Source organism: Sorangium sp. So ce834, from assembly GCF_051521425.1.
GTDB lineage: Bacteria > Myxococcota_A > Polyangia > Polyangiales > Polyangiaceae > Sorangium > Sorangium cellulosum_D.
This window is the reverse complement of record NZ_CP150351.1, coordinates 8,258,146-8,281,695: the sequence shown is the minus strand read 5'-3', so window position 1 is coordinate 8,281,695 and position 23,550 is coordinate 8,258,146. Positions and strand designations below refer to the sequence as shown.

The window sequence follows — 23,550 nt, the reverse complement described above, 5'->3', positions numbered from 1 at the left end:
GCGCCTGGAGCCTCGATGCACCTGGAGACGTGGAATGCGGGGGAGGTCGATCCCGACCGAGCGAAGCGGCTCGCGATCGGGTATGCGGCAGGGCTCCTGCTCTTCGCGGGCATTGCGCTCCTCGCCGCCCGCCTGAGCGGCGCGATTCAACCTCCTCCGCCCGAGGAGGAGGTCGTCGACGTCAAGCTCGCCACCCGGGTCCCCGAGGCGCCGCCTCCCGCGCCGGCGCCGGCGCCCCCACCACCGGCGGCGGAGGCCCCGGCGCCTCGTCCCGCGGCGCCCAGGCGCTCGGCGCTGGTCGCGCCGACCGCGGTGCCGAAGGAGGCGCCGCCCGAGGCCGACCCGAGCGAGGCGAAGGCGAGCGACGAAGACACCTACGGAGAGCCGGGCGGCGCGCCGGGCGGCGTGCCCGGCGGGGTCCCCGGCGGCACGGGGACGGCCGCCGTGACGGCAGCGCCGCCTCCGCCGCCACCGCCTCCGCCGCCACCGCCGCCGCCGAGGGGGCCGATTCACCTGCCCGAGAACGCGACGCCGCCGGTCGCGCTCTCCTGTCCGCCGCCGGTCCCGCCTGAAGCTGCGCTGAGCGCGGGGGTGGAAGCGACCGTGGCCGTCCGGTTCGTGGTCACCGAGACGGGCGAGGTCACGAATGTCTCCATCGTCCGCGGCCACCCCCTCTTCAATGACGCGGTCCTCGCGGCGATGAAGACGTGTCGCTACAAGCCGGCGATCTCCGAGGGGAAGCCGGTGTCCGTCTGGAGGACGATTCCATTCCGCTTCAAGGCGAAGCGGTGATTTCCAGCGCACGGCCGCGGAGGCGGCCTCTCGCGAGAGGAACGAAGGAGTAGAGTCATGATGCAGTTCGATCTCGGGCACATCTGGGCGAGCATGGGCCTCCTGAGCAAGCTCGTCGCGTTCGCCCTCGTGCTCATGGCGCTGGCGAGCGTCGCCGTCGTGGTCGAGCGGCTCATCGCCCTCGCCCGTCAGGCGTCCGAGACCCGGCGCTTCGCGACCGAGGCGCGGCCGGTGATGGAGGCGTGGGACACCGCGCGGCTCGTGCAGATCGCCGGCCAGTACGAGCGATCGGCGCTCGCCCGGCTCGTCGCGGCGGCGGTGCGCCGGTTCCAGCGCGCCCTCGACGCCGGCGAGGGCGGCGTGCCCCCGGTGGAGCTCGCGCGCCGCGAGGTGTTCCGGCGCCGCGAGGCGATCTCGGCCGATCTGCGCCGCGGCCTGTCGGTGCTCGCCACGGTCGGCTCGGTGGCCCCCTTCGTCGGGCTGCTCGGCACGGTCATCGGCATCATCACCGCCTTCCAGACCATCGCGTCGACCGGCTCGGGCGGCCTCGGCGCCGTGAGCGCCGGCATCGCCGAGGCGCTCATCGTCACCGCCCTCGGGCTCGGGGTCGCCATCCCGGCGGTGCTTTGCTTCAACTACCTCACCACCCGCATCGCCGCGGTGGAGCTCGCGCTCGAGCGCAGCGCGGGTGAGCTCATCGACGAGATGGAGAACGAGCATGGGCGTTCGAGTGGAGAGCAAGCGTTCGAGTCGGCAGCAGCCTGAGCCGGAGATCAACGTCACGCCGCTCGTCGACGTGGTGCTCGTGCTCCTCATCATCTTCATGGTCATCGCCCCCCAGATGGAGCACGGCGAGCGGGTCGAGCTCCCGGCGGTCTTTCAGCCGGATCCGAAGTCGAAATCGAAGCTCGACCCCATCTACGTGACGATCACCGGCGCCGGCACCGTGTTCCTGGAGAAGGAGGCCGTCGCCGATCTCCCGGCGCTCGGCGAGCGGCTGCGGGCCATCCGCGCCGCGGAGCCGGAGCGCCGGGTGGTCATCAAGGGCGACTCCTCCGCGAAGTACGGCCGCGTGCGGGAGACCTTCGCGCTGTGCCAGGAGGTCGGCTTCGCCGGCATCTCGCTGCAGGTGAGCCAGCGGGGCGGCGGGGCCTCCCCGGCGCCGGAGGAGGGATAGCGCCGTGGGGATGAGCGTTCCGCAGGGCAGCGGCAGGAAGGGCGGCGTCGCGCCGAGCATGAACGTGACGCCGCTCGTCGACGTGGTGCTCGTGCTCCTCATCATCTTCATGGTCGTCACGCCGCTGCTCGCGAAGCAGTTCTGGCTGAACCTGCCCAAGAAGGACGACGCCGCGAAGCTCTCGCCGCCCCCCGACGACGCCACGAGGCCCGTGGTGCTCACGGTGGACGAGCGCGGCGTCATCCGCATCAACCAGGCCGAGGTGCAGCGCGGCGAGCTGAAGGAGCGGCTCGCCCGCATCTTCGCGGCGCGCTCGGACGACGTGCTGTACTTCGACGCAGAGGACGAGGCCGCCTATGCGGTCGCGGTGGAGGCCATGGACGCCGCGCGCATGGGCGGGGCGAAGACGATCGCCGTCCTGACAGAGAAGACCGGGCGCTGAGCCGGCGCGGCGCGCGGCCCCGAGGCGGCGTCGAGGAGGCGCCCGCGGGGCCGACGCCCGACGGCGCGCGCGCGGCGCGGTGCTTCGAGAGGGCGGCGGGCAGCGGGCTCTTCCGCCCTCCTCATCGACGGGGCGCAGGTGCGCCCGGACATCGGATCGGAAGGCGCGCCCGAGCTCGGGGCGTGAAGGGACAGGTGCATGATTCGCAGGAGGATCTCGGGGGTAGTCGCAGCGCTCGTGGCGCCGCTTTGCTGGGGGGCCACGGCCCTCGCCCAGGGCGATCCGGGAGCGGCGGCGCCGCCGCCGGAAGGCGCCGGAACCCCGGCCGGCGCCGCGCCGGCCGAGGGCGCCGCAGGGCTCGACGAGCCGAGCCCGTCGCGCCCGCCGCCGGCAGGGAAGGGCGTCGTGTGGGGCGTCGTCACGGACTCCGCCACGAAGGAGCCGGTCTTCGACGCCCAGGTGTCCGTCGTCGGGACGAAGCTCAAGGTCATCGCGGATCTCGACGGCCGCTACCGCCTGGAGCTCCCGCCGGGGAGCTACCAGCTGCGGGTCTGGTACGAGGCGTACAAGCCTCAGCGCGTGCAGGACGTGCGCGTGACCGCCGGGCAGGTGAGCCAGGTCGACGTCGGCCTGGAGCCGGATCAGCAGGTCGAGGACGTCGTCGAGGTCGAGTTCGAGCCGGAGCGGGCGAGCGTCGCGGCGCAGCTGCTCATCCGGAAGAACGCGGCCCACGTGGGCGATGCCGTCGGCGCGAAGGAGATCGCGAAGACGCCCGATCGCAACGCCGCGGAGGCCGCGAAGCGCATCGTCGGCGCGACCGTGGTGGACGGCAGGTACGTGTACGTGCGCGGCCTGGGCGAGCGCTACACGAACGCGCTCTTGAACGGCGCCCCGCTGCCGAGCCCCGAGCCCGACCGGCAGGCCGTCCCGCTGGATCTCTTCCCGTCGCTGGTCCTCAGCGACATCACCGTCGTCAAGACGTTCACCCCCGACATCCCCGGCGATTTCGCGGGCGGCTCGGTCCAGATCAACACGCGGGAGCTCCCGACCAAATTCCTCTTCCAGGCCTCGCTGTCGCTCGGGCTGAACACCCGGGCGACGTTCCGGGATCGCCAGAGCTACGACGGATCCGGGACCGACTGGCTCGGGATCGACGGCGGCGCCCGCGCCCTGCCGGACGAGATCCCTGACTACAAGGTGGTGCGCCTCGGCCCCGAGCCGGGCGGCGGCACCATCTCCAGGGATGAGATGACGGCCTACGGGAGGGCGATCGACTCGTCCATGGCGACGACGCGATCGTTCACCCCGCCGAACGGCAGCGGCAGCGTGGTCGTCGGCGACACCCTGAAGCTCGGCGGCGAGCAGCGCCTCGGCTACATCGCCACCCTGAGCTACGGCCGGAAGTTCTCTCCGCGCGCGAGCGAGGTCGCCGGCATCTTCGATCCCGACCCGCAGACCGGCGAGCCCGAGCGTGTCGGCGACATCGCGACGGGGAACATCCGTGATCAGGTGTCCTGGGGGAGCTTCGGCAGCGTCACCTACAACCCGGATCAGGACCACAAGGTGACGCTCACCGGGCTCCACAGCCGTTCATCGGACGACCAGGTCAGCGTGGCCGACGTGGACCCGAGCCGCGGGGACAGCGCGTATAGCGACACGATGCTGCGGTTCACCTCGCGATCGCTCACCCTGGGCCAGCTCCAGGGCGAGCACCGCTTCGAGGCGCTCGACGGCGGGACCGTCGACTGGAAAGCGTCGCTCTCCCTCGCGACCTCGGACGAGCCCGACACCAGGGAGACCGTCTACGTCCGGGATGACGCGAGCGGCGCCCTCTCGTGGGACGAGGGCACGCTGAGCGGCGCGCATTTCTTCAGCGACATGAGCGACGTGAGCTACGGCGGGCAGCTCTCCTACACCCAGCCCCTCGTCCGCGGCGACACCCCGACCCGGCTGAAGGTGGGCGGTCTGCTCAACTTCCGGGAGCGCGAGTTCAACGCGCGCCGGTTCCGGTTCAAGCAGCGCCCGGGCGCGGATCCGGCGCTCCTGCGCCAGGAGCCGGGACAGCTGTTCTCGGACGAGAACATCGGCTCGGTGCTCGAGCTCGAGGAGATCACGCGCGAGACCGACTCCTATACGGCGAACGACGATCTCTACGCGGGTTACGTGATGACCGACGCCGCCGTGACGCGATGGCTCCGCGCGGTGCTCGGCGCCCGGGTCGAGGCCTCCTCGCTGTCGCTGAGGGCGTTCGACCGGTACTCCGCGGCGAACCCCGAGATCAACGTCGAGAGCGACAAGGTCGATCTCCTGCCGGCGCTCAACGTCATCGTCAAGACGACCTCGAGCTCGAACGTCAGGCTCGGCGTGGCCAAGACGCTGGCGCGGCCCCAGCTCCGCGAGCTCAGCCCGACCCTGTATCAGGAAGGCTATAGCGGCAGAGAGGTGCAGGGCAATCCCGAGCTCCGGCGGACGAGCGTCGTGAGCGGCGATCTTCGCTTCGAGATCTTCCCGACGGCCGGGGAGGTGGCGGCGGTCAGCGTCTTTTACAAGCACTTCCAGGAGCCGATCGAGGAGGTCATCATCCCGAACGGCGGCAGGGGCAGGCTCACCTACGTCAACGGAGACGCCGGCTACCTCGCCGGCGTCGAGCTCGAGCTCAGGAAGGGCCTCGGCTTCATCTCCCCGCTCCTGCGGGAGGTCACCGCGCTCGGCAACCTCACCTTCGTGACGTCGGAGGTGACGATCGATCCCGAGATCAGCGCGGGAGGGATCACCATCACGAGCAGCCCGACGCACCCCCTCCAGGGGCAATCCCCCTTCGTCGTGAACCTGGGGCTCGACTACACCGGGGAGTCGACCGGCACGAGCGCTCGGCTCCTCTACAACCTGTTCGGCGTCCGGCTCAGGAGGGTGGGGAGCAGGCTGCCGGACGAGTACGAGCAGCCGCGGCACCAGATCGACCTCACCGTTGCCCAGCGCCTCGGCGAGCACGTCGAGCTGAAGCTGGCCGGCGAGAACCTCATCGACGCTCCGGTGCGCATCACGCAGGGGAGGGAGAGCGACGGGGACAACATGGTCAGTCGATACAGCATCGGCACGACGGTGACATTGAGCGCCTCCTATACCTATTGAGCGCGTGCCATTGAATCGTCACGCGTCGATCGTCGCGATTTCGCGCGCATGATTCATGGTGGCTCGCCAGGAGGTAAATAACATGCGTACATTCGGAATTGCCTTGGCTTGCGTCTCGGCGCTCTCCGTCGCGGCGCTCGCCGCTTGCGGCGACGACGACTCGGTTTCTCCGGCCGCGACCGGCACCTCGGCCACGAGCGGCTCCGGCGGCGGCGGCGCTGGCGGCTCCGGCGGCGGCGGCGCTGGCGGCTCCGGCGGCGACGGCGGCGGCAGCCCCGCCGATTGCTCCGCCCCGGTGGCGGTCTCCGGGGCGATCGACGCCGACGCGACGTGGACCGCCGACAAGTGCTACCTGATGAAGGGCATCGTCTTCGTCGAGCGGGGCGCCACCCTGACCATCGAGCCCGGGACGACGATCATGGGCGAGAAGGTCAGCCTCGCGACGCTCGTCGTGAAGCCCGGCGCGAAGATCAACGCCAAGGGCACGGCCGACGAGCCCATCGTGTTCACGAGCCAGGGCGAGAAGGGGGACCGCGCCGCGGGCGACTGGGGCGGCGTCATCCTGCTCGGCGAGGCGCCGGTCAACGTCGAGGGCGGCAAGGCCACGGTCGAGGGCATCACCGGCAAGGGCACCGAGTACGGCGGCAACAAGCCGGAGGACAACAGCGGCGTCCTCGAGTACGTGCGCATCGAGTTCAGCGGGATCCTGCTCTCTCAGGACAACGAGGTGAACGGCCTCACCCTCGCCGGCGTGGGCTCCAAGACGACCATCGATCACGTGATGGTGCACCACACGCTCGACGATTGCTTCGAGTTCTTCGGCGGCACCGTCAACGCGAAGCACCTCATCTGCGCGCAGAACGGCGACGACGGCATCGACTGGGACCTCGGCTACGTCGGCAAGCTCCAGTTCATCGCCGTCCAGCAGGACCCCTCGGTGGCCGATGACACGAACGGCTTCGAGGGCGACAACGACGCCGACTCGTCGGCCAACACGCCGGTCAGCGAGCCGATGATCTACAACGCGACCTTGTGCGGCAAGAACAAGGACGTCGACAAGCAGCAGTACGGCATGCTGCTCCGCCGCTCGACGAAGGCCCATATCTTCAACACCATCGTGACCGGCTTCGAGGCGGGGGTGGACCTCCGCGACGCGCTCACCGAGGTCGAGCTCGCGAGCTCGATCTTCTTCGGCAACGTCAAGGCGAACATCGCCTACGAGGAGACCGACGTGAACGCGACCACCGAGTCGAAGCTGGATGACGACGACGACGCGGGGGTGGACGAGATCGCGTGGTTCGAGGGCGAGGCGTCCAACAGCGTCGAGGATCCGGGGCTCGCCGGGTGCTTCGCCGCGAAGCCCGACTTCCGGCCGGAGGCCACGCTCGTCGAGAACGCGGCCACGCCGCCCGACGACGGCTTCTTCGACGCCGAGGCGAAGTACATCGGCGCCTTCAAGGCGGATGACACCTGGGCGACGGGCGCCTGGGTCTCGTTCGACGCGAACTGACGCCGCGCCGTCCGCGTCGGCTCGTCGTCGCGTGAGGGGCGGACCGGATCCGTGGCGAGAGAAATGACGAAGGCCGGCTCATCCGCCGGCCTTTATCGTCGCGAGCGTCTCGGCTCCGCCGCAGGCGCTCAGCGCACGCGCGGCGTGAACCCGGACACACTGCTCCGGTGCTCGCTGCATACGCCTCGCGCGTCCGGGTTGTCCTTGAATGACACCCTCCCGCACACCTCGCAGATGCAGAGGTGTGCGCGATAGAACTCGCGGTCGAGCAGGATGTCGGCAGCGAGCAAACTGAGCACAATGTCGCCGAGGAAGTCGATCTCGCGCGGCGAGGCGACCCAGACGGGACGGCCGCCCACCGCGGCCCGGCGGACCCTGCCCCCGTAGATCGCCGCGTTCAGGAACCGATCGTCGGTGACGGGCGCGATGAGGCCCCGCAGCGCCGTGATGACGCGCCCGCGGGCCTTGTGGATCAGCTCCTCCAGGTTGCTGCCGCCGTCGGCGCGCGGGTCGAGCATGACGGGCGTCGCGCCGGGCTCGCGCACGATCTGAGGGCGCTTCATCAGGCCCGGGGTCACGAGGTGATCCACGAACCAGTCCTGGAGGTCCTTGGGCGTCCACTCGGAGGCCGGCCACTCCAGGAACTCGAGCGCGCCGCGGAGGCCGCTGATGCTCTGGAGGCCGGGATGGGTCGGGAAGCTCGGCAGGGTGCGGGCTGTGTGCAGACGCCGGGGTGAGCGGCGGCCCGCTTCGTCGATCGTGCGGCCGGAACCCATGTTCACCTCGAGGGCGGTCCCCCGGTCCCGATGGATGCGAGCTCTTGCAGAGGCCACCATACCGACCAGACAAGCACAACTCGTGCCGAGCCTGGCGAACGGGACGACGTTGATTTCCCAGGAGTTCTGCCCAGCTAGCTCGAAGCGATCGATGGGATGGCCGGCCACTGGCCGGCCAGGTTCTTGAACAGGTAAGATAGATCCTGATGGACCACTCCACCGTCCGCGTCTCGGTCCCGCCTGAGCCCTCGGTCGCCGAGCCCGTTCCCGGGATCGTCCTGATTTTCTCGGGGGATCAGCCGCGATGCGCGCCGATCCCGCTCGATCGCGGCGCCGTGGTGCTGGGTCGCGGGGGCGTGGCCGGCGTGCCCCTCGTGGACGACTCGCTCATGTCGCGGCGACACGCGCGCATCGCGTACGACGGCGCCGCGTGGACCGTGGAGGACCTCGGCAGCACCAACGGGACGTCGGTGAACGGCGAGCCCATCCGCGGCGAGGTGCGGAGGGACGCGATCCAGGTCGTCGGCGCGGGGACGTCGGTGTTCCTCGCGCTCGCGGACATCCGGAGCTTCGCGCGCGGCGCGGTGCGCATCGAGAAGGAGAGCGTCCTCGGGCCCAGGCTGCAGCTGGTCTACGACACCATCGTCCGCGCCGCGGCCGCGGGCGACAGCCTGCTCGTGACGGGCGAGAGCGGCACGGGCAAGGAGCTCGCGGCGCGCGCCTACCACGAGGCGGGGCCGCAGGCGCGCGGCCCGTTCGTGGCCGTCAACTGCGCGGCCATCCCGGAGGGCCTGGCCGAGCGGCTCCTCTTCGGCGCCCGGCGCGGCGCCTACTCCGGCGCGACGCACGACACCGAGGGCTACGTGCAGGCCGCGCACGGGGGCACGCTCTTCCTCGATGAGGTCGCCGAGCTCGACGCGGCGGTCCAGGCGAAGCTGCTCCGGACGATCGACACCCGGCAGGTGCTCGAGCTCGGCGCGGTCGCGCCTCGCCCGGTGCAGATTCGGATCTGCGCCGCGACGCACGACCTGCGCGCGCGGGTCGCGCAGGGCCGCTTCCGGGACGATCTCTATTACCGCATCGGTCGGCCCGAGGTCCGGCTCCCGCCGCTCCGGGAGCGCCTCGAGGAGATTCCCTGGCTGCTCACGCAATGCGCGAAGGCGGTGGGCGCGGTCTTCGGCAAGGTGCCGCCGGCGATTCACCATTCGATGATCATCGCGTGCGCGATGCGCCGCTGGCCAGGGAACCTGCGCGAGTTCGTCGGGGAGGCGCGGCGCGCCGTGACGCGCGCGCTCGACGAGGGGCGGCGCACGGTCGAGGCCAAGGATCTCGATCCGCTCGCGGGCGTCGGCCTGGGCCCGGAGACGACGGATTCGCACGCCCGTCAGACAGGGAGCGACGTCCGGTCGGGCCCCTCGCGCCCGAGCCAGGCGCCGCCCGAAGATGAGATCGCCGAGGCGCTTCGCCTCGAGCGAGGCAATGTGTCTCGCGCCGCCAACAGGCTCGGCGTGCACAGGAATCGAATCCGACGCTGGCTCGAGAAGAATGGCGTGGATCGCTCCCACTTCGCCGAGGGGAGCGAGCTGTCCGATAACGACTGAGCCGCTCGCCGTGCGCTGTATGCACAAGTACAGGAGTACGTCAATGGCGGCATTTCATCCCAGGGGAGCGCTTGCCCGCCGCGCTCCCGTGTCGCTGCCGGTGTCGCTCCGGGCGTAGGCGGCTGAGGCCGATAGGGCGGCCGTTCCATACATCGCCTCCACCAAGCGCTCTGGCCTTCAGGGCGATTGCGGGCCGAAGCGCCGCTCTCCTCAAGGAAGCAGGCCCGGCAGGTCGAGGAGCCCGGTCGTCGCAGGGTTGCCTCCATCCGGTGACGGAGCGCGGCTCGATCGACCGAGGGCCCATGTATAGGGACTTTACAGACCTGCTTATGCAGGCTGTAATGTAGTGTGTAAGCCCCGTCTCCCAGCGAGGTGCTGTCACGACCACGGTCAAGTCAACGAGTCCGGCGCGCGCGGCGCGCCAGGTCGGAGGGCGCGATGCGCTCTAAAGAGAGCAGCGGTGAGGTGTGCCGAGTCCTGCGCCCGCGCACCGCGGCGGCGCCGCAGCGCGCGCGCGGCGCGTCCTGCGACGGCGCTGCGCGTCTTGCGACGGCGCTGCGCGGCTGGCGGTCCGCTCGCGGCCCGCGGCGGGTGGGGACTCCCCCTGCGGGGCGGCGGCGGTCGTCTCGTACGGTGCCTACGAAAGCCTACGTCTGCCGCCGGAAGGTGGGTTCGGACGTCCGGGAGGGGGCGCGATGCACAATCATGATCTTGGACTTGACCGGACGAGCGGCTTCATCGATGTACAGAGAGTTGTCTGTCGGGCCCTCGTGCGAGCTCAGGTCCCGTCGCGTCATGGGCGGGCGCTGCGCTTCGCGGCGTTGCCGCGGGCGCGCGGCTGCCGAGCGCCTGTCCCCGGCTCGCCGTCGGGCCCTCCCGCAGCGACATCAGCAAACATTGAACCCCCCGGCTCCTGCGAGGTAGTCGACGTCATGCGTTCGCGCTTGAAATCGTCCCATCGTGGAGAGCCCAGCCAGGACGGCGGGCTGCCTGGTTGAACAGCCCAGGACACCATGAACGCGATCCGTAGACACGCATCGGCCGAAGAGGCGTCTGTCAGCCTACGAGAGCACATCGAGGGGCCCTCCAGCGCGGCCGCGTCCGGCCCGGGGCTCGGACAGCAGCCGAGCTCGGGCACCCGACAGACCCACTCGCGCCGCCGCCCGTTCCTGAGCCGCCTCCTCTCGGCGGGCGAGGCGATCGACGCAGGGGACCACGAGCGCGCGAGGGCCCTCGTGGAGGGCATCCTGCGGGCGGAGCCCGATACCGGTGACGCCTCGGAGCGCATTTCAGGCGTGTTCGGCCGGGCGTTGCTCGCCCGCCTGGACGGAGATCGCTCCGGCGACGGCAACCTCTACCTGCGCAGCGCCGGACCGCGGGACATGCTCGCGGCGTTTCAGCTGCTCGTGCACGCGACGCCGCTCATCCGCTTCGGATACCTCAGCGCCAACGCGGCGATCGTGGAGGCGTTCCAGCACGAGGAGGAGATCCACGTCATCGACATCGGCGTCGGGGGCGGTACGCAGTGGCCGTTCCTGCTACACCGGCTGGCGACGCGGCCCGGCGGCCCGCCGCGCGTCCGGCTGACCGGCATCGACCTACCGTGTCGGGGCCCGGATCCCGAGCAGCGGCTGCGCTGGGCGGGCGCGTTCATCGGGGGATGGGCGGAGCGGCTGAAGGTCCCGTTCGAGTTCCACGGGGTCGCGTCCTCGGTGGAGCGCGTCGACTGGAGCCGTATTGCGTCCCGCTCGACGGCGCCCATCGCCGTCAATGCGGCGTTCGCATTGCACCACGTACCCGACGCCTCGGTGCACCCCACCGCGAACCGCGACACCATTCTCACGAGGATCCGCGCGCTGTCGCCGCGCGTGCTGACGCTCGTCGAGCCGGACGTGGAGCACAACGCGCTCCCGTTCCTCCCGCGCCTGTCCGAGGCGATCGGCCATTATTATGCGGTCTTCCAGGCGCTCGAGGCGCTGCTCCCGCCGCACATCGCCGCGCGCGAGACGATCGAACAGGTCTTCTTCGGACAGGAGGTGATGAACGTGGTGGTGGGCGAGGGGGCCGCGCGGGTCGAGCGGCACGAGCGCCGCGGCGCCTGGCAGCGCCGGCTCCGCATGAACGGCTTCGAGCCGCTGCGCGTCTCGCCGCACGAGTCGATGGTCCGCGGAGGGCTGCGCCTCAACACGGGGTTCGACGTGCGGGCGGACGAGCCGGCGCTCTTGCTCATGCGCAACGGGGTGTCGATCGTGGCCGCGTCGGCGTGGCGGCCGCGGCAGGTGCCGCCGCCGTCGCGGTTCATCTCCGGGCTGTTCCGCCGGACCGGCTGAGCGCTGCCTTGCCAGGGGCGCCTGCGACGCGGGCGGCCCCTCGCCTCAACGCCCCAGCCCGGCGAGCGCCGCCCAGAGCGTCAGCGCGCCGATCGCGAGGCTCGCGAGGACGAGCCACAGCGCGCGGCGGCCGCGCGGCGCGAGGGCCCGGAGCTCGCTCGCGAGCTCCGGGAGGAAGCCGAGGCAGCGGCCGGCCCTGGGCCGTACGCCGCGAGGGGGCAGGGGGCTCAGCCCATGGCGTCGGACCATATCGAACAGCACGGAGCCGCGCTCCTGGGCGCGCGCGAGGCGCTCCAGCATCTCGCGACGGCAATGAAGGCAGAACGTCGACGCATCCTCCTCGACGTCGTCGAGGCCGAGCTCCCGCAGCTTCTGCTGCTCCCAGCTCTCCCTGGCCTGGCGGGCCTCGTCCGAATCGTCCGTCGGGCGGTCGTGATGGTGTGGGCTGTCCTTGGCGCTCATCGATGCTCCTGATCCCTGCCGCAACCTGCGACTCCTACGAGGATCTATTCCAGTCAGCCGCGGGGATTTCTCAGGCGTCGTGCTCGGGGAGCCACCGCAGCCCGGCCGACAGCGCCGAGCTGGCGCCGTTCCACGAGCGGCGCGCGCTCCGGTCTCCGGTCTCCGGTCTCCTCATTTACGGATGCTCTGGGAATTTCGTTTCGAAATATCGAGGATCTCCGAGCCTGATCCCGGGGTGTCTCGGGGCGCGTCGTTGCAGAGCGATCTGTGGCCGCAGGCGCGCACCTCGGGAGTCGGGGAAGCCGTCGAATCGCAGCAGCGCCCGGCTGGACGCGCACGGCGCGGTCGGGCCCGCGCCGGAGGCATCGCGGCCGATCGAGCGAATCCCCGAGTCACCCCGCCGTCGCGGACGAGCACCACCGGCGCGGGCGGCCCCCCTGGGCAGACGGACCGCGGCTTCACGGGCAGGGGATGCAGGCGGACGGCGTACCGGGTGAGAGGTGAGCCCCGTACCAGGTTGGGCGGAGGCGGGGGGAGAGTTTTTTGAAGGTGTAGAAATGTAGTATGATGCAAGCGTCGCTGGGCTCGGGACCGAGCTCAGCGGGTCACGAGCACCTTGAGGGCGCCTGGCGCAGCCGCGGCCCGCAGCGCCTCCTCGGCGCGCTCCAGCGGGAGGCGAGCCGACACGAGCGAGCGCACGTCGACGGTCCGGGCCTCCAGGGCGCGCAGCGCGGGCTCGAACAGCCCGCAGCGCGAGCCGACCACGGTGATCTCGTGGATGACGAGCTCCGCCAGGTGGACGCTGGAGAGCCCGGCGACGGTGCTCTTCAGCACGAGCGTTCCGCGCGGCCGGGTCGCGCGGACCGCCCTCATGAACCCCTCGGCGGTGCCGGTGGCCTCGACCACGAGCTCGGCCGGCTCGCCGGCCCAGGCGCCCTGAGGAGGCGCGGCGCCTCCGGCGGCGTCGGCCGAGGCCAGCGCGGCCGGGCGCACGAGCTCGGTCGCGATGCCCCGCGCGCGCAGCAGGGCGAGCTTCTCCTCGTGCTTGCCGACCGCGAGGACGCGGGCGCCGGCCTGGTGCAGCACCTGGGCGATGAGCAGGCCGAGCTTCCCGTCGCCGAACACGAGCGCCGAGGTGCCCGGCGCCACGCGCACCTGCTCCAGGATCTCGAACGCCGCCGCGAGCGGCTCGGTGAACACCGCCTCCTCGTCGTCCACCCGGTCATCCACGGCGTAGAGGTTCGCCACGGGCACCGCGACGCGCTCCGCCAGCGCGCCGTCGGCGCCGGCGATGCCCATCACCGTGCGCGCCGGGCAGTGCCGTCCCAGCCCGCGCGCGCACGCGCTGCAGCGGCCGCACGCGAAGTTGATCTCCCCGACCACGCGACGGCCGCGCCACGCGGCGGGCCCCTCCGCGACCTCCCCGACGAACTCGTGGCCGAGCGTGCCGCGGAAGTCCATGTAACCTTTGGTGATTTCGAGATCCGTGTTGCAGATCCCCGCGCACCGCACCTCGACCACGGCCATGCCGGCCGCGATCGAGGGCGGGGCGCGGTCGGTGACGCGCGCCGCCGTGCCGTCCCAGACCAGCGCTCGCACGGACGAGCCTAGCCCGCCGCGAGCGCCAGCCGGCGCTTCGCCGGCTGCATCAGGTACGCGTCGACCGCCTCGGCGGCCTTGCGCCCCTCCGCGATCGCCCACACGACGAGGCTCTGGCCGCGCGACATGTCGCCGGCGGCGAAGACGCCCTCCACGCTCGTGCGCCCGCCCGGGGCCTTCACGTTGCCGCGCTGGTCCATCGCGACGCCGAGCTGCTCGAGCAGCCCCTCGCGCTCGGAGCCGACGAAGCCCATCGCGAGCAGGACGAGCTCGCACGGGATCTCGAACTCGCTCCCCGGGACGGGCACGAACTTCCCGCCTTCCAGGCTCACCCGCGCCGCCTTGAGGGCGCGGACGTTCCCGTGCTCGTCCCCGACGAACCCGGTGGTCGACACCGACCAGTCGCGCTCGCCGCCCTCCTCGTGCGAGGACGACGTGCGGAGGATGAGCGGCCACGCGGGCCACGGGTTCGTGAGCGAGCGCTGCTCGGGCGGACGGGGGAGGAGCTCGAGCTGCGTCACGTGCGCCGCGCGGTGGCGATGGCTCGTGCCGAGGCAGTCCGAGCCGGTGTCGCCGCCGCCGATGACGACCACGCGCTTGCCCGTCGCGAGGATCGCCTCGCTGTCGGGGATCACGTCGCCGGCGACCCGCTTGTTCTGCTGCGTCAGGAAATCCATGGCGAAGTGGACGCCCTTGAGCTCGCGGCCCGGGACCGGCAGGTCGCGCGGCCGGCGCGCCCCGCCGCAAAGCACGATGGCGTCGTACTGCTCGCGCAGCGCGTCGCCGGTGACGTCGACGCCGCAGTGGACGCCGGTGCGGAAGGTCACCCCCTCGGCCTGCATCTGCTCCATGCGGCGGTCGATGAGGTGCTTCTCCATCTTGAAGTCGGGGATGCCGTAACGGAGCAGGCCGCCGATGCGATCGTCGCGCTCGAAGACCGTCACGTCGTGCCCCTTGCGCGCGAGCTGCTGCGCGGCCGCGAGGCCGGCCGGGCCCGACCCGATGACCGCGACCCTCTTGCCCGTGCGCTGCTTCGCGATGACCGGCGCGACCAGGTTCCGCTCGAAGGCGCGATCGGCGACGCCGCGCTCGACGTTCTTGATCGTGACCGGCTTGCCCTCGATGTTCAGCACGCACGACGCCTCGCACGGCGCCGGGCACACGCGGCCGGTGAACTCGGGGAAGTTGTTCGTCGCGTCGAGCGCCGCGATCGCCTCGGGGAGGCGCTCGCGGAACATGTGATCGTTCCAGTCGGGGATCAGGTTCCCGAGCGGACACCCGTCGTGGCAGAACGGGATGCCGCAGTCCATGCACCGCGCCGCCTGATCGCGCAGCTCGGCGTCAGGGATCGGGAGCTCGAACTCCTGCCAGTCGTTCAATCGCTCGGAGACGGGCCGCTTCTTGATGTCGACCCGCTGGATCTCGAGGAAGCCTCGTACCTTACCCATGGGCGGCCGACCTCTCTCCCGTGCTCGCGGGACCCGCGTTGGCGGGGATGTAACGTCCAGTGGAAACGTAGGGGGTGGAGGGTGAAAGCAGGGACACGATCCCGCTCGACGCGTCGGCCCCGTTCGTCGCGGGCGACGCCGCGGCCTCGAGGGCGCGCCGGTACTCGCTCGGGACGACCTTCACGAACTTCGGCAGGACGGCCTGCCAGGAGTCGAGCAGCTCGGTCGCCTTCCGGCTGCCCGTGCGCCGCACGTGCTCCTCGAGCAGCGCCCGCACCGACTCGGCGTCGGCCGCGGTCATCGTCTCGAGCTGCACCATCTCCTTGTTGCAGCGCGCCTCGAAGAGGGCGTCCTCGTCGAAGACGTAGGCGAGCCCGCCGCTCATGCCGGCGCCGAAGTTGCGGCCGGTCGTGCCGAGGATGATCACGGTGCCGCCCGTCATGTACTCGCAGCCGTGGTCGCCCACGCCCTCGACGACGGTGGTGGCCCCGCTGTTCCTGACCGCGAAGCGCTCGCCGGCGCGGCCGTTGAAGAACGCGCGGCCGCTCGTGGCGCCGTAGAGCACGACGTTGCCGACGATGACCTGGTCGTCCGGCTTGAACGGCGCCTCGCGCGGCGGGCGCACCGCCACGACGCCGCCCGACAGGCCCTTGCCGACGTAGTCGTTCGCGTCACCGGCGAGCTCGAGCGTCATGCCCTGCGAGGCGAAGGCGCCGAAGCTCTGGCCGGCGCTGCCGGCGCACTTCACGACGATGCTGTCCTCGGGCAGCCCGGCGCTGCCGTGGCGGCGCGCGATCTCGCCGCTCAGCATGGCGCCGATCGTCCGGTCCGAGTTCCGCACGCGCGTCTCGATGACGACGGGCGGCCCGCCGTCGATCGCGGCGCGCGCCTGCTCGATGAGCTTGAGGTCGAGCACCCGGTCGAGCTTGTGGTCCTGCGGCTCGACGCAGTGGTTCGGGCTCGTGAGGGCCTCCTTCGGGCGGTAGAGCACCTCGGAGCAGTCGATCTTCCTCGCCTTCGCGTGGAGCCCGGTGCGCCGCTGCACGATGCAGTCCGAGCGCCCGACCATCTCGGTCAGGGTGCGGAAGCCCAGGCTCGCCATGATCTGCCGGAGCTCCTCCGCCACGTAGAAGAAGAAGTTGATGACGTGCTCCGGCGCCCCGGTGAACTTCTTCCGGAGCTCCGGGTCCTGCGTGGCGATGCCCACTGGACAGGTGTTGAGGTGGCACTTGCGCATCATGATGCAGCCCGCCGCGACGAGCGGCGCCGTGGAGAAGCCGAACTCCTCGGCGCCGAGCAAGGCGGCGAACGCCACGTCCCGGCCGGTCATCAGCTTGCCGTCGGTCTGCACGATGGCCCGGCCGCGGAGCCCGTTCATCACGAGCACCTGGTGCGCCTCGGCCAGCCCGAGCTCCCACGGCACGCCCGCGTGGTGGATCGACGTGAGCGGGGAGGCGCCGGTGCCGCCCGAGTCGCCGCTGATCAGCACCACGTCGGCGTGCGCCTTCACCACGCCCGCGGCGATGGTGCCGACGCCCGCCTCGGCGACGAGCTTCACGCTGATGCGCGCCTTCGAGTTGATGTTCTTCAGGTCGAAGATGAGCTGCGCGAGATCCTCGATCGAGTAGATGTCGTGGTGCGGCGGCGGCGAGATCAGCGTCACGCCTGGGGTCGAGTGCCGCACCTTCGCGATCACCGCGTCGACCTTGTGGCCCGGGAGCTGGCCGCCCTCGCCGGGCTTGGCCCCCTGCGCCATCTTGATCTGCAGCTCGTCGGCGTTGACGAGGTACTCGGCCGTGACGCCGAACCGCCCCGACGCGACCTGCTTCACCGAGCTCCGCTTCGAGTCGCCGTTCGCCAGCCGGATGAAGCGCGCCGGGTCCTCGCCGCCCTCGCCGGTGTTCGACCGCGCGCCGATGCGGTTCATCGCGACGGCGAGGGTCTCGTGCGCCTCCTTCGAGATGCTCCCGAAGGACATGGCGCCCGTGGCGAAGCGCCTGACGAGCGAGGCGGCGGGCTCGACCTCCTCGATCGGCACCGGCGGGCCCGCGGGCCTGAAGTCCCACAGCCCGCGGAGCGACATCGGGTGCTCCTGCTGCTCGTTGATGATCGCGGAGTACTCGGCGTAGCTCTTCGCGTCGTCGAGGCGGACCGCCCGCTGGAGCGTCGAGATCGACTGCGGCGTCCAGAGGTGCCGCTCGCCGAACACGCGGAAGTGGTGGTGGCCGCCGACGTCGAGGTGCGTCCGCGCCCGCTCGCCGTACGCCGCCTGGTGGCGCGCGAGCGCCTCCTCCGCGATCTCGCGCAGCCCGACGCCGCGGACGCGCGACGCCGTGCCGGTGAAGTACGCGTCGATGACGATCTGGTCGATGCCGATGGCCTCGAAGATCTGCGCGCCCTGGTAGCTGGACAGCGCGCTGATCCCCATCTTCGACATGATCTTCAGGATGCCCTTCTTGAGCGCCTTCACGTACCGCGAGCTCGCCGCGGACGGCGACAGGTCGGGGCCGAGGGTCTTGTCGCGGCACATCGACGCGATCGACTCGAACGCGAGGTACGGGTTCACCGCGCCGGCGCCGTAGCCGATGAGCAGCGCCATGTGGCCGACCTCGCGCGCCTCGCCGGTCTCCACGATGATGCCGGCGCGCGTGCGCGTCCCCTCGTTGATGAGGTGGTGGTGCACGGCGCCCATGGCGAGCAGGCTCGGGATGGGGGCGAGCGTCTCGTCGATGCCGCGGTCGCTGAGGATGAGGATGCTCGCCCCGTCGGCGATCGCGCGGCTCGCGTCCTTGCAGAGCTTCGCGAGCGCGCTGCGCAGGTTGTCCTCCGGGTCGCCGTCGACCGCGAAGTACATGGGCAGCGTGGCCGCGCGGAAGTCGGGGAAGACGTTCTTGCGCAGCTTCGACAGGTCGTCCTGCGTGAGGATCGGGTGCGGCAGCTCGAGCATCCGACACTGGCGGGGCGTCTCCTCGAGGAGGTTGCCCTCGCCGCCGACGCAGCTCACGAGCGACATCACGATCTCCTCGCGGAGCGGGTCGACCGGCGGGTTCGTGACCTGCGCGAACAGCTGCTTGAAGTAGCGGAAGAGCAGCTGGGGCTTCTCGGAGAGGACGGCGAGCGGGATGTCGATGCCCATCGAGCCCACCGGCTCCTCGCCGAGGGTCGCCATCGAGGCGAGGATCATCCGCTGGTCCTCGTCGGTGTAGCCGAACGCCTGCTGCAGGGTCCGCAGATCCGCGTGCGGGATGGTGTAGAGGCTCGGCACGTCCTCGAGGGCGCGCAGGTCGATCTTGTTCTCGGCGACCCACGCCGCGTACGGCTTCTGGGTCGCGACGCGGCGCTTGATCTCGTCGTCGCTGACGACGCGGCCCTCGCTCGTGTCGACGAGGAACATCTTGCCCGGCTGGAGGCGCCCCTTCTGGATCACGCGCGCCGGCTCGATGTCGAGCACGCCGAACTCGCTCGCGAGCACGACGAGCCCGTCGCTCGTCACGACGTACTTCGCCGGGCGCAGCCCGTTGCGGTCGAGCGTCGCGCCGATCAGCCGTCCGTCCGTGAAGCACAGCGCCGCGGGGCCGTCCCAGGGCTCGATGAGGCAGCCGTGGTACTCGTAGAACGCCTTCTTCTCGGCCGACATGTCCGGGTCGAGCGCCCAGGCCTCGGGCACGAGCATCATCATCACGTGCGGCAGCGATCGGCCGCTCGCGAGCAGGAAGTCGACCACGTTGTCGAGCGCGGCCGAGTCGGACCCGCCCAGGCGGATGATCGGCTTGAAGTCCTCGATCGCGTTCGCGAACACATCGCTCTTGAGCAGCGCCTCGCGCGCCGACATCCACGCGGTGTTGCCGCGGAGCGTGTTGATCTCGCCGTTGTGCGCGATGACCCGGTACGGGTGCGCGCGCTCCCACGTGGGGAAGGTGTTCGTCGAGAAGCGCGAGTGCACCATCGCGAGCCGCGACACGGTGCGCTTGTCGGACAGATCGGGGTAGAACGCCGCGACCTGCTCCGCGAGCATCAGGCCCTTGTAGACGACCGTCCGCGACGAACAGGACGCGAGGTAGAAGTCATCCGCGTGGGCGGTGCGGCCGGCGCGCTTGCGGATCGCATAGAGGACCTGCTCGAAGGACTGGCGAGGCGCGACCCTGCCGATGAACAGCTGGCGGATCGCGGGGCGCGAGTCGCGCGCGACCGGGCCGATCGCCCCGTCGTCGATGGGGACGTCGCGCCAGCCGAGGACGCGCTGGCCGTGGTGCACGACCGCCGCCTCGAGGATCGCCTCGCACTGGCGGCGCCGGGACGGGCTCTGCGAGAAGAACGCCGTCGCGACCGCGTAGTCGCCGGGAGCAGGCAGCTCGATGCCCAGGGAAGCTAGGGAGGCGGCGTACAGCTCGTGCGGGATCTGGAGGAGGATGCCCGCGCCGTCGCCGGTGCAGGGGTCGCAGCCCGCGGCGCCGCGATGGGTTAGATTTTCGAGGATCTCGAGCGCTTGGCAAACGACCTCGTGCGTCGCTTCACGGCGGAGCGTGGCGACGAATCCGAGACCGCATGCGTCGTGTTCGAAAGCCGGATCGTAAAGACCTTGTCGTTGGGGCAGAGGCATGGTGCTGACTTCACACGCGCGTAGCACATGTTGCACAAGGATTGGAGCCCTAGTTAATGCGGCGCGCCAGCTCACCCGGAACCGGGCGCAAAACCCGGGGGGCGCGGCCCCCCTCTCCCCGGGCCGGATGGGCCGCGGGGGGCGGCGCGCGGCAGTGGACGCCCGTCGCCGCCCGTGGTGAAGGTGGGGATGGCGGGCCCGCTGGCCCGGCCGCCGGTGATGTGTCATTAGCATGAAGCTCTTCGCACTCAGTGATCTCCACGTCGGCTATGCGGAGAACCGCTCGGCCCTCGAGCGCATGACGCCGCGCCCGAACGACTGGCTGATCCTCGCTGGCGACCTCGGGGAGACGGAGCAGCACCTGCTCTACGTGCTCGACACGCTGGGCCCCCGGTTCGCGCAGCTCGTGTGGGCGCCGGGCAACCACGAGCTCTATACGATGCCGAGTGAGCGGGGCGGGCCGCGCGGCCGGGCCCGCTACGATCGGCTGGTCGAGCTATGCCGGAGCCGCGGGGTGATTACGCCCGAGGACCCGTACGTGCTTTGGGAGGGCGAGGGCGGGCCCCACGTGCTGGCGCCGATGTTCCTGCTCTACGACTACAGCTTCCGGCCGGCCGGCGTGGCCGAGCTCGACGCGGTGGCGTGGGCGATGGAGAGCGGCGTCCTCTGCAGCGACGAGGAGCTGCTCGACCCGGCCCCGTACGCGAGCCGGCCTGAGTGGTGCCGGGCCCGCCTCGCCGAGACCGAGGCCCGACTCGCCGCGATCGAGGCGCACCCCACGGTGCTCATCAACCACTTCCCGCTGCGCGAAGAGCTCGTGCGCCTGCGGTACATCCCGCGCTTCTCGATCTGGTGCGGGACGCGGCGCACGCACGACTGGCACACGCGCTTTCGCGCGCGGGTGGTCGTCTCAGGCCACCTCCACATCCCCCGCACCGACTGGATCGATGGTGTTCGTTTCGAGGAGGTTTCGTTCGGCTACCCGCGCCAGCGGCCCATCGGCCTCACCGCCGACAGCTGCCTTCGGGAGATCCTGCCGGGGCCCGCGGCCGCGGCGCCGCTGCCAGGGGCGACGTAGATGCTCGAGATCGCCCCCGGCGCCGCGCACCTCTGGTACGTCTTCTCCGAGCCGGTCCGCGACGAGGCGCTCCTCGCGGCGTACCACCGGCTGATGGCGCCGGACGAGGCGGCGCAGCAGGCGCGCTTCCTGTTCGCCGACAACCGGCACGAGTACCTGCTCACCCGCGCGCTCGTGCGCACGGTCCTCTCGAAGTACGCGGACGTCGCGCCCGAGGCGTGGACGTTCGTCCGGAACGAATTTGGCCGGCCGCAGATCGCGGGGCCGCCGGGGGGGCCGCCGCTGCGGTTCAACCTGTCGAACACGCGGGGGCTCATCGCCTGCCTGGTCGCGCTGGACCGCGACGTGGGGGTCGACGTCGAGGACACCGAGCGCTCGAGCAGCGCCGTGGACATCGCCGACCGCTTCTTCTCGCCCGCCGAGGTGCGCGCGCTGCGCGCGCTGCCGCCGGAGAGGCAGCGCGCGCGCTTCTTCGAGTACTGGACGCTCAAGGAGTCGTACATCAAGGCGCGCGGGATGGGGCTCGCGATCCCGCTCGACCAGTTCTCGTTCCACCTCGACGACGGACCGTCGATCGGCATCTCGTTCGATCCGCGGCTCGGCGACGATCGCTCGGCCTGGCAGTTCGCGCTCTACCAGCCCTCGGCGCGGCACACGATGGCCGCCGCCATCCGCACGGGGGGCGCGCCTCCGCTGTCGATCGAGCTCCGGGAGACGGTGCCGCTCCGCGACGGATGAGCGGCGGCCGAGGCCGCTGACCGGCGCCCGGGCCGCCCGCGCGGCGCCTTCAGTCCGGCCGCGCGATCGAGAGCTCGACGTTGCGCCACGACGGCTCGCCGCTGCCGTCGCTGCCGAAGCCGGAGGTGACGTCCACGACGGCGCGGCGGCGCCCCTCGGCGGCGACCGGGTCGCCGTCGACGGCGTAGTCGAGGGCGACCCCTCGGATGGCGACGGAGCCGTTGTCCTCGTCCCAGATCTCGATGACGCGGACCTGGTGGGGGTAGTCGGCGAGCGCGGAGGTCTCGAGCTCCCAGTAGGCGTGCCCGCCGCTCGGCGTCACCGGGGTCACCCGGTGCACGTGCGTGTGGCCCGCGAGGTGGAGGAGCACGTTGTCGTAGCCGCCGACGAGCGACTGCCACGCCTCGACGGTGAGCGCGCCGGGCACGGCGGGGGTGCCCGTCGCGGCGAAGGAGCCGTCCCCGAGCAGGCGCGACGCGTGGTGGGACGCGAGGACGACCCACCTGCGATCGCGCCGCGCGCGGTCGAGGGCCGGGCGGATGAACCGGTCGACGTCGGCCTGGAGGATCACGCCGCCCGGGCCGCCGGTCTCGGCGGCGGTGTCGAGCACGAGGACGCGCACGGGCGTGTCCTTCACGTCGAACTCGTAGAACGCCTTCCCGTACGCCTGCGCGTCGGGCCCGATCCCGTGCCCGTCGCCCGCGGCCGCCACTTGATCCATCAGCGCGGTGCGGCTCAGGAGCGCCCTCCGCGGATCGGGGACGACCTCGCCGGTGACCACCGGACCGCCGGGGCGCGACCAGTCGCGCGTCCCGCCGTCCGCGATGCTCCCCGTCGCGATGGCGGCGCGGGTGTCGACCGGGAAGTTCCCCTGGTGCAGGACGTCGTGGTTGCCGGTCACCCAGCGCCACGGCACGAGCAGCCCCTCGGCGACGAACGGATCCTTGGGATCGTTGTCCGGCCCCTGGACGGGATCGTCGTCGTCGCCCGAGTCGCACTCGACGCGCTCGGCGCCGTCGAGGATGGCCGTGAACCACGCGATCTCGTTCGTCTGCGCGCTGTCGGCGTTGTCGCCGCCGAGCAGGACGAAGTCGAGCGGCGTGCTCCGGTGGAGCGCGTTGATGGTGCGGACGGCGGCGTTGAGGATCCGGCACTCGTGCCCTTCCTGCGGGCGGAAGGCCGAGCCGATGGCGGGCGAGTCGAAGATCGCGAGCCGCGCGGGCGACTCGTCGTCGGCGAGCTGGGTGTCGGCGAGGTGCACGAACCGCGTGAGCAGCTTCGGCCGCGGGCCGCGCGGCGGCGGAGGCGCTCCGTCGAGCGTCGCCGGCGCGAGCGGCAGCCCCGGCCCGATCTCGAGCTCGCCGTAGCCCTCCGCGAGCATCTGCTCGATCTGCGCCGGCACCGCGGGGTTCCTCGCCGGCGGATCGGCGACCGCGGCGCGCGGCACGAGGGTTCGCTCGGTCGTCAGCGGCGGCGCGTCGGCGAGCGCCGGCAGCGGCGTCGGCGCAGGCGTGGGCGCGGGATCGACGGACTCCTCCGCCGCGCAGGCCGCCACGAGCGCGAGGGACAGGACCGCCGCGGGGCCACCTCGGCGCGCGCGTGCGCCGAGCGATCGGACGAGCTCCGCCGTTGCCGTGCTCCCTGCTCGTGTCTGGCTCATCGCTTCCTTACATGACAAGACAGCAGCGCCTGATCAAGAAATGTTCATTCGAGCGGTAGCGATCGTGTCGTCGGTCATCATCAGGCAATGAAAAGAGACTTTCCGGAATGAGGGTTAACCATCCCACGTGACGCCGGCGGCGCCGCGTGGCGTCACGTTGATGCGCACGGGCGGGCTGAACCATGGTAGGGCGGAGCCGCGGCCA

16 protein-coding genes are annotated in these 23,550 nt (G+C 71.4%); 10 read left to right on the top strand and 6 right to left on the bottom strand.

Going from position 1 to position 23,550, the window contains the following annotated elements; genetic code table 11:
- Nucleotides 1-15 precede the first annotated feature (15 nt).
- The 6 genes from WMF20_RS30065 (at nt 16) to WMF20_RS30040 (ending at nt 7,053) form a co-directional block, all read left to right on the top strand.
- Nucleotides 16-792: an energy transducer TonB gene (locus WMF20_RS30065; RefSeq protein ID WP_437605327.1), complete on the top strand. Its 777-nt coding sequence runs from the start codon at nt 16-18 to the stop codon at nt 790-792.
- A gap of 57 nt (nt 793-849) precedes the next feature.
- Nucleotides 850-1,557 (top strand): MotA/TolQ/ExbB proton channel family protein, encoded by a 708-nt coding sequence (locus tag WMF20_RS30060; protein WP_437605326.1) that lies wholly within the window; start codon nt 850-852, stop codon nt 1,555-1,557.
- Entirely contained in the window at nt 1,523-1,969 is a 447-nt protein-coding gene (locus WMF20_RS30055) for an ExbD/TolR family protein (protein ID WP_437605325.1), read from the top strand. Before WMF20_RS30060 ends, WMF20_RS30055 begins: the two co-directional genes overlap by 35 nt.
- Nucleotides 1,970-1,973: 4 nt before the next feature.
- Complete coding sequence (locus tag WMF20_RS30050; protein WP_437605324.1) at nt 1,974-2,411, top strand: ExbD/TolR family protein; 438 nt, start codon at nt 1,974-1,976, stop codon at nt 2,409-2,411.
- 198 nt (nt 2,412-2,609) lie between these two features.
- Nucleotides 2,610-5,543, top strand: coding sequence for a TonB-dependent receptor domain-containing protein (locus tag WMF20_RS30045; RefSeq protein ID WP_437605323.1), 2,934 nt, complete (start codon nt 2,610-2,612; stop codon nt 5,541-5,543).
- Nucleotides 5,544-5,625: 82 nt separating this feature from the next.
- A complete protein-coding gene (locus WMF20_RS30040) occupies nt 5,626-7,053 on the top strand; it encodes a T9SS C-terminal target domain-containing protein (protein WP_437605322.1) in 1,428 nt (475 codons plus the stop codon).
- 128 nt (nt 7,054-7,181) lie between these two features.
- On the opposite strand, the gene WMF20_RS30035 is transcribed toward WMF20_RS30040, so the two are convergent.
- Nucleotides 7,182-7,997: a hypothetical protein gene (locus tag WMF20_RS30035; protein WP_237244239.1), complete on the bottom strand. Its 816-nt coding sequence runs from the start codon at nt 7,995-7,997 to the stop codon at nt 7,182-7,184.
- Between the two features lie 38 nt (nt 7,998-8,035).
- Between WMF20_RS30035 and WMF20_RS30030 the strand changes: the two genes are divergently transcribed.
- Nucleotides 8,036-9,430, top strand: a complete 1,395-nt coding sequence (locus tag WMF20_RS30030) for a sigma 54-interacting transcriptional regulator (RefSeq protein ID WP_437605321.1) — start codon at nt 8,036-8,038, stop codon at nt 9,428-9,430.
- 1,013 nt (nt 9,431-10,443) lie between these two features.
- Complete coding sequence (locus WMF20_RS30025; protein WP_437605320.1) at nt 10,444-11,760, top strand: GRAS family protein; 1,317 nt, start codon at nt 10,444-10,446, stop codon at nt 11,758-11,760.
- A gap of 45 nt (nt 11,761-11,805) precedes the next feature.
- On the opposite strand, the gene WMF20_RS30020 is transcribed toward WMF20_RS30025, so the two are convergent.
- From WMF20_RS30020 to gltB, 4 genes are all read right to left on the bottom strand, one after another.
- The gene (locus tag WMF20_RS30020) at nt 11,806-12,222 is read right to left on the bottom strand and encodes a hypothetical protein (protein ID WP_129577645.1); all 417 of its coding nucleotides are present in this window, start codon (nt 12,220-12,222) and stop codon (nt 11,806-11,808) included.
- Nucleotides 12,223-12,819: 597 nt separating this feature from the next.
- Nucleotides 12,820-13,821 carry an MDR/zinc-dependent alcohol dehydrogenase-like family protein gene (locus WMF20_RS30015; protein ID WP_437605319.1) on the bottom strand — a complete coding sequence of 334 codons (1,002 nt, stop codon included), beginning with the start codon at nt 13,819-13,821 and terminating at the stop codon, nt 12,820-12,822.
- A gap of 8 nt (nt 13,822-13,829) precedes the next feature.
- The gene (locus WMF20_RS30010) at nt 13,830-15,269 is read right to left on the bottom strand and encodes a glutamate synthase subunit beta (protein ID WP_437605318.1); all 1,440 of its coding nucleotides are present in this window, start codon (nt 15,267-15,269) and stop codon (nt 13,830-13,832) included.
- Entirely contained in the window at nt 15,262-19,869 is a 4,608-nt protein-coding gene (gene gltB, locus WMF20_RS30005) for a glutamate synthase large subunit (RefSeq protein WP_437605317.1), read from the bottom strand. Before gltB ends, WMF20_RS30010 begins: the two co-directional genes overlap by 8 nt.
- Before the next feature lie 232 nt (nt 19,870-20,101).
- Between gltB and WMF20_RS30000 the strand changes: the two genes are divergently transcribed.
- A complete protein-coding gene (locus WMF20_RS30000) occupies nt 20,102-20,947 on the top strand; it encodes a metallophosphoesterase family protein (protein ID WP_437605316.1) in 846 nt (281 codons plus the stop codon).
- Nucleotides 20,948-21,685: a 4'-phosphopantetheinyl transferase family protein gene (locus tag WMF20_RS29995; RefSeq protein WP_437605315.1), complete on the top strand. Its 738-nt coding sequence runs from the start codon at nt 20,948-20,950 to the stop codon at nt 21,683-21,685. It abuts the gene before it with no gap.
- Nucleotides 21,686-21,734: 49 nt separating this feature from the next.
- Here WMF20_RS29995 and WMF20_RS29990 read toward each other — a convergent pair whose 3' ends face one another.
- A complete protein-coding gene (locus tag WMF20_RS29990; protein WP_437605314.1) occupies nt 21,735-23,345 on the bottom strand; it encodes a metallophosphoesterase in 1,611 nt (536 codons plus the stop codon).
- Nucleotides 23,346-23,550 lie beyond the last annotated feature (205 nt).